Origin of the sequence: uncultured Eubacterium sp., from assembly GCF_934525195.1 — a bacterium.
Lineage (GTDB): Bacteria > Bacillota > Clostridia > Oscillospirales > Acutalibacteraceae > Eubacterium_R.
In genome coordinates this window covers 303,525-315,956 of record NZ_CAKSZA010000002.1, presented here as the reverse complement: position 1 = coordinate 315,956, position 12,432 = coordinate 303,525, and the positions used below count along the sequence as shown (strand labels likewise).

The window sequence follows — 12,432 nt, the reverse complement described above, 5'->3', positions numbered from 1 at the left end:
GTGAGGTAAAAAGATGAAATTTATTTCTTGGAATGTCAACGGACTTCGTGCCTGTGTCACAAAAGGCTTTAAAGATTTTTTCAACGATATTGATGCGGATATTTTTTGTGTGCAGGAAACCAAACTTCAGGAGGGTCAGATTGATTTCGCTCCGGAGGGCTATCACGCATATTGGAACTATGCCGAGAAAAAAGGCTATTCTGGCACAGCGATTTTTACAAAGAAAGAACCTATCAGCGTAACCTACGGTCTTGGAATTGACGAACACGACAAAGAAGGCAGACTCATCACTCTTGAATTTGACGACTTCTATTTTGCAACGGTATATGTTCCGAATTCAAAGCAGGAACTTCTCCGCCTTGATTACCGTATGGTATGGGAGGACGATTTCAGGGAGTATATGCTCAAACTTAACGAGAAAAAACCTGTTGTGTTCTGTGGCGACCTAAATGTTGCTCATAAAGAAATTGACCTTAAAAATCCAAAGACGAACCACAAAAACGCAGGCTTTACCGATGAGGAAAGAAGCAAGATGACTGCACTTCTTGACAGCGGTTTTACAGATACATTCAGGTATTTTTATCCTGACCGAGAGGGCATTTATTCTTGGTGGTCATACAGATTTAAGGCTAGAGAAAAGAATGCGGGATGGAGAATTGACTATTTCATCACCTCAAATTCTCTTGACGACAGATTGCAGGATGCAAAAATTCACACCGAAGTTATGGGCAGCGACCATTGCCCTGTTGAACTTGATATTGATTTATGATAAAGATAATTTTGTGGGATATTGACGCCACACTTCTTGATTTCTTAAAAAGTGAAAATATGGCACTCAAAAAGGCGTTTGCTCACTTTGGTTTGGGTGAATGTTCCGACAGCACGGTTGCCGAATATTCCGCAATCAATCAAAGCTATTGGAACAGGCTTGAAACAGGCGAACTCACCAAAGACCGGGTGCTTGTTGGCAGGTTTGAGGAATTTTTGAAAGTAAAAGGTTTTTGTGATGTTGATGCAAATGAGTTTTGCGAATTCTATGAATCGTCTTTGCCAGATTGCGTCGAATTTATCGGCAATGCAGAGAAAACAATAAAAACACTTTCAAATTCCTATTATCAATATGCTGTCACCAACGGTGCGAAAAATGTTCAAACAAAAAAACTTGCCGTGTCGGGAATCAACAATATATTTAACGGCGCATTTATTTCCGATGATGTCGGCTATGCAAAACCGTCAAAGGAGTTCTTCAATTTTGTTCTGGAGAATATTCCGAAAGTTTGCAATGATGAAATCCTGATTGTCGGCGATTCGCTCACTTCCGACATCAAGGGTGGCAACAATATGGGGTTCAAAACCTGTTGGTTCAATCCTCACAATTTGCCGTTGAGCAAAGAATACAGAGTTGATTATAAAATTGGTAATATCGACAGCATCTTTGATGTGTTGAAACAAGAAAACAGTTAACCGATGATTTTGTGATAAACAAAAGGGGTGTTTTTTATGTCAGATAAATCTAAAAAAGTCGGCGCTTTGTCAGCAAGAACTTGGACTTCGATTTTGCTTTTTGGTTTAATAGGTCAAATTGCGTGGGTTGTTGAAAATATGTATTTTTCACGCTTTATGCAAAACGAAATAACAAAAGCACCTTATGCCACAACTTTGCTTGTTGCCTTTTCGGCTATATTTGCAACATTGGCAACGCTTATCGGCGGTGCTCTGTCTGACAGAACAGGCAAGAGAAAGGTGTTCATCTGTTGGGGCTATGTTGTTTGGGGCTTCACAATTGCCGCATTTTCGCTTGTGCCGATGCAACCGTCACCGGATAAGGTTTTGCCTATGGTTATTCTTGTTGTCGCAATGGACTGCATTATGTCGGTTATCGGTTCAATCAGCAACGATGCCTCATATAACACTTGGATAACGGATGTAACAAATACCGCAAACCGTGCAAGAGTTGATACAATCCTTGCAGTTATTCCTCTTTTTGCTATGGCGATAGTTTTCGGAGGATTTGACAGTATGACAAATTCTTCCGCAACGGTTGAATCTTGGCAAAAATTCTTTATCATTATGGGTATTATGCCAACCGTCGGCGGTGTAATCGGTTTGTTCCTTATGAAAGATAAGGAGGGTATCAAACCGAACAAATCAAATTCTTTCTTCAACGATTTTACATACTCCCTGAAGCCGTCAACAATCAAGCAAAACAAAATGCTTTATGTTTGTCTTTCGGGATATATGATTGCTTCTATCGGTTATCAAGTGTATATCAACTATCTTTTCAACATTGTTGAGGGTACGCTAAAAATAAAAAATTACATCATTCCTGTTGGCATTATTATGGTTCTTGCCGCTGTCGGTTCGGTCCTTATCGGCGTTGCTATGGACAAAAAGGGCAAGCAGAATTTTTACTATCCGACAATCATTGCAGGTGTTATAGGCTGTATAATTATTTGGAGCAGTAAGTTCTTCGTTGATAAAAACGAAACTGCCGAGATTATAATTCTTATTGTCGGCGGAACACTTACTATCGGTGTGAACCTTGTTATGGCAGGACTTTTCACCGCTTCATACAGAGATTATATTCCTGACGGAAAAGAGGGTCTTTTCCAAGGTTGCCGAATTGTTATGTATGTTTTAGTGCCTATGATTATAGGCCCTGTTGTTGCACAAGTCATCATCAATATGGCAAACAGAGGGGTTGCAAGTGAGGATATCGTTTATCCTATGGAACTTTTCCTCGGCTGTGCGGTTGTTCTCTTGTTTTGCTTTATTCCGTCACGTATTGTGCGTGTTGAGGGAGCAAAGCACCACGAGGAACTTATGAAAGAATTACAAAACGAAGTTAAGGATTAATTATGCTTGAAATAAATACAGATTACGGCTATTTTTTGCATCTTGCAAAATGCACTTTGAACGATTTACAACCAAAAGAAAAACCGCCTGAGGTTATATTTGAAAATGTTTTTCAAATCGCACGCAGACATTCGCTGTCTAACCTCTTGTGGTACAGCATAGAAAAACTAAATCACAAGCCGTCACCCGAATTGATGACACAGTGGTTTTCCGATTACGGTCTGCTTCTTCGTCAAACCGCCTATCAAGAGTTGGAAGCAGAGAGGCTTACTCATATTTTTACTTCCCGTGGCTTTGATGTTATGCCTCTCAAGGGCAGTCAAATTCGCTGTTATTATCCGCAACCCGATATGCGTACAATGGGCGATATCGATTTTATGGTTAAAACGGACGGCTCAAAGGTTCAGCGTGATGTTGTCAAGCAGATTATGCTTGATAACGGTTATGTGCCGGATGTCCTTGATGACGGTCAGGTTGATGCATACAAAAGAAATGATAATAAGGATATTTATATAGAAGTGCATTTTGAGTTTATGCACAAAAAACATCCTCATTATGATGATTTTGTCGTTGATTGGAACTCTCTTTTACCAACAGAAACAGACGGACTTTACAAAATGTCGTTGTTTGATTTGTACTATTTTAATATCGGTCATTTTGTAAAGAATATGTTTTCAAAGGGCATCGGCGTAAAAAATATTGTTGACATTTATGTGCTGTGGCATCAACTTTCAAAAGATGAACAGTTCAAAATGAATTCCAGACTTCTCGCCGCAGGACTTAATGAGTTCAATGTCTGCCTTGTGAAAATAGCGGATGTTTGGTTTGGCAACAAAGAGGATGACGGCACAACCCAAACTGTTCAAGATTATATCCTTTGCAATAACGAATATGGTTTCCGCCGTAACAACGATGTCCTTAATATGATGAAAAATGAAGCGAATTACGGTCACGCAGATAAGAAAAAATATCTTAGGGACAGAATTTTTCCGTCTGCTTCCGAACTTTATGGTCGTTTCGGCATAAAAAAGAAATTGCCTTTCTTGCTTCCTTTCCTTTGGCTTGCAAGAGTTGTGCTCCTTCTCTTCGCTCCAAAAAAGAAGATAGAAAAAATCAAGAATGAAGTTGAAGTTATCAACGATATTTCTCAGGAAGAAATTGACCTTGGCAAAAAGGTTTTTGAGGAAATCGGACTTGATTATAAAAAATATTGAGTATTAGGAAATAAATATGCTAAATCAATTTTCAAGAACAGAACTTTTGCTCGGCGCTGACGGAGTGGAAAAACTGAAAAAATCAAGAGTTGCCGTTTTCGGCGTAGGCGGTGTCGGAGGATATACCGTTGAGGCGCTTGTAAGAAGCGGAGTCGGTACAATCGACATTATTGATGATGATGACGTGGCGCTTACAAATATCAATCGCCAAATCATCGCAACTCACGATACTGTCGGAATGGCAAAGGTTGATGTTGCCGAAAAGCGTATAAAATCAATCAATCCCGATTGTGTCGTAAACAAATATAAATGCTTTTATCTTCCCGAAACGGCGGATAAGTTTGACTTTTCACAATACGATTATGTTGTTGATGCAATAGACACCGTTAAAGGAAAAATAGAACTTGTTATGCAGGCGAGAAAAAGCGGAACACCGATTATTTCATCGATGGGTGCAGGCAACAAACTTGACCCGACGGCATTTGAAGTTGCCGATATAAGCAAAACATCCGTTTGTCCGCTTGCAAAAGTGATGAGAACGGAACTTCGCAAAAGAGGCGTCAATCATCTAAAAGTCGTTTATTCAAAAGAGCCTGTAATCAAGCCTTTTGAAAATGCAGATGTCCTTGAAGAATTTGGGAATTCATCACGTCGTTCGCTTCCTGGTTCGGTTTCGTTCGTTCCGTCGGTTGTCGGACTTATAATCGGTGGCGAGGTAATAAAAGATTTAATAAAATAGATACATTTAACATCTTGTAATTTGCTCACTTTATGATAAAATAAACTTGTAATTATATTGATAAAAAATGCGGCTAAGAGGTGTAAAAAGCTATGATACGTAAAACAAAGATAATTTGCACAATCGGTCCTGCAACCGATGACAAAAAGGTGCTTCGCAAAATGATGCAAAGCGGAATGAATGTTGCCCGCTTTAATTTCAGCCACGGCGAGTATGACGAGCACGAAAGAAGATTTAAAGAAGTTGCAGAAGCTCGTAAGGAAGTCGGACTTCCTATTGCAACTTTGCTTGATACAAAAGGTCCTGAAATCAGACTCGGAAAATTTGAAAATCCTGAGGGCGTAGAAATAAAGACAGGCGACAAATTTATGCTTACAACCGAGGAATGTGTCGGCACAAACGAAAAAAGTTATATCAATTATGACGGACTTCCAAACGATGTTCATCCCGGCACAACCATTCTTATCAATGACGGTCTTATGTCAATGACCGTAAACAAGGTTGTCGGCAAAGAAATCTATTGCACGGTTGTTGACGGTGGAATTATCACCGACCATAAGGGAGTCAATGTTCCCGATGTAAAGCTTAATATGCCTTATCTCTCACAAAAGGATATGGACGATTTGAGTTTCGGCAAGAAAATGGACTTCGATTTCATTGCGGCTTCGTTTTGCAGAAGTGCAACGGATGTCACAATTATGCGTAACTATCTTGAAGCAATCGGTTGGAAAACACCAAAGATTATTGCAAAAATAGAGAACCGTCAGGGTCTTGAGAATATTGATGAAATCATTGATGTGGCAGACGGTATAATGGTTGCTCGTGGCGACCTCGGCGTAGAAGTTCCTTTTGAGCAGATTCCGTCTATCCAAAAGAAAATCATCGAAAAAGTATATGAAGCAGGCAAGATTGTTGTCACAGCCACTCAAATGCTTGAGTCTATGATAGAAAATCCACGACCTACAAGAGCAGAAATCACCGATGTTGCCAATGCTATTTATGACGGAACATCTGCAATTATGCTTTCGGGCGAGTCGGCAGTAGGCAAGCATCCTGTTGAAGCAGTTGAGATTATGAACAAAATTGCTCTTACAACCGAGGCGGATATTGATTATAAACACCGCTTTAATCAGCGTCCGTCAAACGAGGATGTCACAACCGCAATTTCTCACGCAACCGTTACAACCGCACACGACCTTAACGCTGTTGCGATTGTTACCGTTACAAAGAGCGGCACAACCGCCCGTATGATTTCACGCTTCAGACCGTATACACAAATTGTCGGTGCAACAACCGATCCGAGAGTGTATCGTCAGCTTGTTCTTTCGTGGGGTGTTATGCCTGTTATGTGCGAACTGAAAAACAATACCGATGAACTTTTCAACCACGCTGTTGAGGTTTCAAAGAATGCAGGTGTTCTTAAGCAGGGCGACCTTGCGGTAATTACAGCAGGTATTCCGCTCGGCATTTCGGGTACAACAAATATGCTCAAGGTTCACGAGGTCTAATAAGAAATAATATATAATTTAATAAAAATAATTTTTCTAAAAGGGGATTTAATATGGAAAGATTAAAGTATTTTGTAAACAATGAGTTCAAGGAATCAGGCGCAGAGATTTGGTACGATTTGCATAATCCGTCAACGGGCGAGGTTACAGGTCAAGCTCCTTGCTGTACCAATGACGAGGTGCTTGAAGCGATTGAAGCCGCAAAGGCTGCTTTTCCTGCTTGGAAAAACACTCCTGCCCGCAAAAGAGCCGCTGTGCTTTATAGGGTTCGTGAACTTCTCAACGAGCATCTTGATGAGCTTACAATGCTTGTTTGTGAAGAAAACGGCAAAACTTGGGCAGAGGCAGCAGGCGATGTCGGCAAGGCTATTGAGGGCACGGAACTTGCAACTCAGGCTCCGTCACTTATGATGGGCGAAAGCCTTATGGACGCTTCAACAGGCTTTGACACAGTCAAGTATCGTGAAGCTATCGGCGTTTTTGCAGGTATAGTTCCTGTTAATTTTCCGGCTATGATTCCGTTCGGTTGGATGGTCCCCGTGTGCGTTGCTTGCGGTAACACAATAGTTCTCAAGGCGGCTTCTCTCACTCCGAGAACAGCTATGCGTATTGCAGAACTTTATGTAGAAGCAGGTATACCAAAGGGCGTTGTTAATATTGTTACTTGCTCACGAAAAGAAGTTAACACTATTCTTGACCATCCCGACGTAAAGGGTGTAACTTTTGTCGGTTCAACTCCTGTCGGATTAAAGGTGTATGAAAGAGCAGCTGCTTCGGGTAAGAGATGTCAGGCTCTTTGTCAGGCAAAGAATCACGCTCTTATTCTTGAAGATTGCGCTCTCGAAAGAACTGTTGCAGGCGTAATCAACTCTGCTTTTGGTTGTGGCGGTCAAAGATGTATGGCTCTTTCTTGCTGTGTTGTTCAAGAGAGCATTGCAGACAAATTTGTTGCAGAACTCAAAAAGCAAGTTGCATCCGTAAACTGCGGTCTTGCTTGGGATAAAAATACACGCCTCGGTCCTATTACATACGAAAAGCACTATAAAGAAGTGCTTGCAGATATTGAAAAAGGTATCAACGAGGGTGCAACTCTTGTTGTTGACGGCAGAAGCCCTGAACTTCCTGTCGAATGTAAAAACGGCTATTTTGTAGGTCCGACTGTTTTTGACAATGTAGGCGAAGATATGTCAATCGGTCGTGAAGAAGTTTTCGGTCCTGTTCTTTGCATCAAGAGAGTAAAGACTTTTGAAGAAGGTCTTGAACTTATGAACAACAATCCGTATGCAAACGGTTCTGTTATCTATACTCAAAGCGGTTATTATGCTCGTCAGTTTGCAAGATACACAGACGGCGGTCAGGTTGGTATCAATGTCGGTATCCCTGTTCCTGTCGGCTTCATTCCGTTCAGCGGTCACAAGCAATCATTCTTCGGCGACCTTCATTGCCTTGGCAAAGATGCTTATCGTTTCTTTACAGAAAGCAAATCTGTAACTCAACATTGGTTTGATGAGGAAGAAATGAAAGCAAAAGAAGTAGACACTTGGGACGGTTTGCTTTAATCACATCCGACTAATAATTAACCCCTATGATGAATTATATCTCACCATAGGGGTTGTTTTAATCTTCAAGCATTGTCGTGTTGCGGAATAAAAGACTTATGCACCACACAGCCGAAAGGCAAACGAGCGTGTACACGATTCGTGACATAATAGCGCCTTGACCGCCGAATATCCACGCAACGAGGTCGAATTTAAAAATGCCGATTAAACCCCAATTTATTCCGCCGATGATTGTTAAAATCAAAGCGATTCTATCCAATATCTTCATAAAAAACAACTCCTTTTGGTTTTAGTATTGACCAAAAGGAGCTTTGTTATTCTATGTTGATTTTGTTAAATTGTTGTTGCCAAAAATTCGATTTCTCCGCTGATTTCAAATTTTTCGTGATTTGCAGGAACGAGAAAACTGTCGCCTTTTTTAGCTTTTCTGCCGTCGATTTTTCCGTTGCCCTCAATCACCAAAATGTGCATAAATGAATTGCCGTCGGTTTCAAATTCTGCTTTATTTTTTATTTCAAATCGCTCAACATTGAACAATTTGCATTTTGTGATGAGTTGTTCGTCATATCCGCTTTTGTGCTCGGTTTCTCCCATAGGTTTGATGTCGTGGGTTGGAGGAACGGTTTTTGAAACGTCAACCGCCTTTTTGATGTGCAACTCTCTCGGCTTGCCGTCAGCGCCGACTCTGCCGTAATCATAAACTCTGTATGTGCAGTTCGAATTTTGCTGAATTTCCGCTATCATTGCACCTTTTCCAATTGCGTGCACAGTTCCTGCTTCAATGAAAAATGTGTCGCCTTTTTTGACATTTACAACATTCAGTTTGTCGAGGAGTGTGTTGTCCTCAATAGCTTTTTGAAATTCGTCTTTTGTGATTTCATTCTTGAAGCCGTATATAAGCGTTGCTCCGTCCGTTGCGTCAAGAACATACCACATTTCTGTTTTGCCGAATTCGTTTTCGATCTCTCTTGCGTATTTGTCGTCAGGATGCACCTGAATAGAAAGATTGTCGTATGCGTCAATCAACTTTATAAGAATAGGAAAATATGGATATTTTTCCGCATTTTTGCCAAGAACCTCAACAAGTCCAACCTCGTCAAGAACGCTTTGAAGTTCTTTGCCGTCATATTTTCCGCCGTCTATCGTGTTCATTCCGTCTTTGTGGCAGGCAAGCATCCAACCTTCGGCTGTTTTGTCAAACCCTGTTTCAAATCCGTAATCATCACGCAGTCTGTTTCCGCCCCAAATATAGTCTTTAAATATTGGTTTCAACTTTAATATTTCCATAGTGATTACCTCTTTATTATGATATAAATAAATAATATCAAAATTAGGCTTCACATTCAAGCAGTTTTGTTGTAAAATAATAAATATATTTTTTATGTCGGAGTTATTATGGCAGTTTTAGATGTTCAAAACTTAACATTATCATTTGGTGAAAAAACTCTTTTCAGCAATGTTTCTTTTGATATTAAAGAAAAAGAAAAGGTCGGTCTTATCGGCTGTAACGGTGCAGGCAAAACTTCTCTTTTCAAGATTATAACAGGGGAGTACACCCCTGATGACGGTGCGTGCTTCATCTCGAAAAATTCTCGCCTCGGATATATGGAACAGCATACTTGCAGCGAAAACAAAACTGTTTGGGATGAACTTGTTTCCGTTTTTGACGATTTGATTGTCGTTGAAAAAAGACTTGAAGAAATTACCGAACTTCTCACAAAAGGTGAGGGAAATCAAGCCGAACTGATTGAAGAACAGGACAGACTTAATACGATTTTCACTCGTGACGGAGGACTTACATACAAAAGTATGACTCGCTCCGCACTTATCGGTCTTGGCTTTGGCGAGGACGATTTTGTTATGCCTACCGCCAAACTTTCAGGTGGTCAACGCTCAAAACTCATTCTTGCAAAGCTTCTTTTGTCGAAAGCAGATTTTTTGCTTCTTGACGAGCCGACAAACCACCTCGACATCAAAGCTGTTGAATGGCTTGAGGGATTTTTAAAGGACTTCAACGGTGCGTGTCTTATCGTGTCGCACGACAGATATTTCCTTGACAAAATCACTACCAAAACGGTTGAAATAGAAAATAAAAAATGTCGTTCGTATATCGGCAATTATTCGGAATTTCTTGTTAAAAAGGCTGCCGAACAAAAGGCTGTTGAGGAAAAGTACGAAAATGATATGAAAGAAATTGCCCGACTTGAGGGCATCATCGAGCAACAAAGACAGTGGAACAGAGAAAAAAATATCAAAACCGCCGAAAGCAAAGAAAAAGTTGTTGAGCGAATCAAGGCACAGCTTGTTGTTCCCGACAGCAAAGTTGCTCGAATTCGCTTTGATTTTACACCTAAATGTGTCAGCGGTGACGATGTTCTTTCGGTCAGTAATCTCAAAAAATCGTTTGGCGACAAAACCATTTTTTCAAACACTTCCTTTGAGGTAAAAAAAGGTGACAGAGTGTTCCTCCTCGGTGATAACGGTTGCGGAAAAACAACTCTCTTGAAAGTTTTGATGAAAGACTATGCTCCCGATGATGGCACATTCAAGTTTGGCTCAAATGTCATTACCGGTTATTTCGACCAGGTTCAGGCAAAACTTGATTTGACAAAAACAGCAATAGAAGAAGTTTGGTCGTCATTCCCGTCTATGACCGAAACTTCCGTTAGGTCGGCACTTGCGGCTTTTCTGTTCAAAGGTGATGAGGTTTACAAAAATCTTTCTGATTGTTCGGGCGGTGAAAGAGCACGAATTGCACTTCTCAAATTGATGCTTGGCAAGTTCAACTTCCTGCTCCTTGATGAGCCGACAAACCATCTTGATGCTTTTTCAAGAGAAGAACTTGAAAACACGCTTCTTGATTATTCGGGCACAATGCTCATCGTGTCGCACGACAGATATTTTATCAACAAGCTTTCTTCACGTATTCTCGAACTCACTCCGACAGGGGTAAACGAGTATCTCGGCAATTACGATGAATATATTGAACGCAAAAATAGAACCGCATCTCAAGAAGTCGTTGAGAAAAAAGAAACCGTAAAAAAGGTGAACGACTATCTTCTTAAAAAAGAGCGTCGCTCACAGATGCTGAAAATGAAAAATCGTCTTGCAAAGGTCGAGGAAGAAATTGAAACGACCGAACTTGAAATAGATGATATTAATTCAAAACTCACCACTTCCGATTACGAGGAACTTATGGAGCTTACGGCAAAACTCGACCGCAAGACTCAATACAGGGATATTCTCTACACCGAGTGGGAGGAATTATCTGAAAGATTGACAGAAGCAGAGGAATAATTTATAATCATTTTATGAGAAAAATTATATTTATCGGCGGTGGTGCGGCAGGCTTGATTGCCTCGGCAACAGCCGCAGGCCGTGGCGAGGATGTCACGGTTATAGAAAAAAATTCACGCCCGGCACGCAAGGTTATGATAACGGGCAAGGGCAGATGCAATGTGACAAATGCTTGTTTTGATTTGGATGATTTAATCAACAGCGTTGTCACTAACAAAAGGTTTATGTATTCGGCGTTTTCGTCATTTATGCCGTATGACACCATTGCGTTGATTGAGGAAATGGGAGTGCCCACAAAAATTGAAAGAGGTAATCGCGTTTTCCCCGAATCCGATAAGGCGGTTGACATTGTTGACGCTCTTGTAAAAAATGCAAAGCAAAACGGAGTTAAGTTTGTTGAGGGCACGGTCACTTCGTTTAATACAGAAAACAATGTCATCAAGTCGGTTAATCTTGCCGACGGAACTGTTGTTTACGGTGATGCGTTTGCAATTTGCACAGGCGGTTTGAGCTATCAGTCAACAGGCTCAACAGGTGACGGATACAAACTTGCCGAAAGTGTCGGACACACCGTTACGGATATTGAGCCTGCACTCATATCTCTTGTTGCGTCAAACGGTTTTGTGCCAAAACTTCAAGGCTTGTCGCTTCGCAATATTTCAATCAAATTGCTTGACGGCGAAAAGGAAATATATTCTGATTTCGGTGAAATGCTGTTCACTCATTACGGTGTCAGCGGACCGGTGATTTTATCCGCTTCGTCACATATGACTCACCCAAAAGAGCATAATTACAAAATCGTTATTGATTTGAAGCCGGCACTTGACGAGCAAACTCTTGACAAACGAATTCAGCGAGATTTTGCAGAAAACACAAACAAGGATTTCATCAATTCTTTGTCAAAATTGTTGCCGAACAAGCTTATTCCCGTTGTCGTAAAACTGTCGGGAATCGAACCGTCGGAAAAGGTAAATCAAATCACAAAAGTTCAGCGTCAAAATCTTGTCAGCTTGCTGAAAAACTTTACTGTTAACATTAGCGATTTCAGACCGATTAACGAGGCGATTATCACTTCGGGCGGAGTTGATGTAAAGGAAATCAATCCAAAAACTATGGGTTCAAAGATTGTTGATAATCTCTATTTTGCGGGAGAAGTTATTGATGTTGACGCTTATACGGGCGGATTCAATTTGCAGGTCGCTTTTTCAACAGGCTATCTGTGCGGAATGAATATTTAGTATAATAATGTTTTTATATAA

Annotated in this window: 11 protein-coding genes; 9 read left to right on the top strand and 2 right to left on the bottom strand. The window is 40.7% G+C overall.

Features of this window, described 5'->3' with window-relative positions; all coding sequences use genetic code 11:
* The first annotated feature begins 13 nt into the window (after positions 1–13).
* The 7 genes from Q0E03_RS03565 to Q0E03_RS03535 all read left to right on the top strand — a co-directional run bounded on the left by Q0E03_RS03565 (position 14) and on the right by Q0E03_RS03535 (position 7,876).
* Positions 14–769 (top strand): exodeoxyribonuclease III, encoded by a 756-nt coding sequence (locus tag Q0E03_RS03565; RefSeq protein WP_297129607.1) that lies wholly within the window; start codon positions 14–16, stop codon positions 767–769.
* Positions 766–1,464: a YjjG family noncanonical pyrimidine nucleotidase gene (locus tag Q0E03_RS03560; RefSeq protein ID WP_297129605.1), complete on the top strand. Its 699-nt coding sequence runs from the start codon at positions 766–768 to the stop codon at positions 1,462–1,464. The genes Q0E03_RS03565 and Q0E03_RS03560 overlap by 4 nt, the downstream gene beginning before the upstream one ends.
* A 36-nt stretch (positions 1,465–1,500) precedes the next feature.
* Positions 1,501–2,856 carry an MFS transporter gene (locus Q0E03_RS03555; RefSeq protein ID WP_297129603.1) on the top strand — a complete coding sequence of 452 codons (1,356 nt, stop codon included), beginning with the start codon at positions 1,501–1,503 and terminating at the stop codon, positions 2,854–2,856.
* Between the two features lie 2 nt (positions 2,857–2,858).
* Positions 2,859–4,070, top strand: coding sequence for a nucleotidyltransferase family protein (locus Q0E03_RS03550; protein ID WP_297129601.1), 1,212 nt, complete (start codon positions 2,859–2,861; stop codon positions 4,068–4,070).
* A gap of 16 nt (positions 4,071–4,086) precedes the next feature.
* Entirely contained in the window at positions 4,087–4,809 is a 723-nt protein-coding gene (locus Q0E03_RS03545; RefSeq protein ID WP_297129599.1) for a tRNA threonylcarbamoyladenosine dehydratase, read from the top strand.
* A 92-nt stretch (positions 4,810–4,901) separates the two neighbouring features.
* On the top strand, positions 4,902–6,317 hold the full coding sequence (pyk, locus tag Q0E03_RS03540) for a pyruvate kinase (RefSeq protein WP_297129597.1): 1,416 nt from the start codon (positions 4,902–4,904) through the stop codon (positions 6,315–6,317).
* Positions 6,318–6,370: 53 nt separating this feature from the next.
* Positions 6,371–7,876 carry a CoA-acylating methylmalonate-semialdehyde dehydrogenase gene (locus Q0E03_RS03535; protein ID WP_297129595.1) on the top strand — a complete coding sequence of 502 codons (1,506 nt, stop codon included), beginning with the start codon at positions 6,371–6,373 and terminating at the stop codon, positions 7,874–7,876.
* Between the two features lie 58 nt (positions 7,877–7,934).
* On the opposite strand, the gene Q0E03_RS03530 is transcribed toward Q0E03_RS03535, so the two are convergent.
* Together Q0E03_RS03530 and Q0E03_RS03525 are read right to left on the bottom strand one after the other, a co-directional pair.
* Positions 7,935–8,138 (bottom strand): DUF378 domain-containing protein, encoded by a 204-nt coding sequence (locus Q0E03_RS03530; RefSeq protein WP_288527889.1) that lies wholly within the window; start codon positions 8,136–8,138, stop codon positions 7,935–7,937.
* A 71-nt stretch (positions 8,139–8,209) separates the two neighbouring features.
* Positions 8,210–9,163 (bottom strand): type I phosphomannose isomerase catalytic subunit, encoded by a 954-nt coding sequence (locus Q0E03_RS03525; protein WP_297129592.1) that lies wholly within the window; start codon positions 9,161–9,163, stop codon positions 8,210–8,212.
* Between the two features lie 108 nt (positions 9,164–9,271).
* Here Q0E03_RS03525 and Q0E03_RS03520 point away from each other — a divergent pair, with 108 nt between their 5' ends.
* Together Q0E03_RS03520 and Q0E03_RS03515 are read left to right on the top strand one after the other, a co-directional pair.
* Entirely contained in the window at positions 9,272–11,173 is a 1,902-nt protein-coding gene (locus Q0E03_RS03520; protein ID WP_297129590.1) for an ABC-F family ATP-binding cassette domain-containing protein, read from the top strand.
* 14 nt (positions 11,174–11,187) lie between these two features.
* Positions 11,188–12,411, top strand: coding sequence for an NAD(P)/FAD-dependent oxidoreductase (locus Q0E03_RS03515; protein ID WP_297129588.1), 1,224 nt, complete (start codon positions 11,188–11,190; stop codon positions 12,409–12,411).
* Positions 12,412–12,432: the final 21 nt, after the last annotated feature.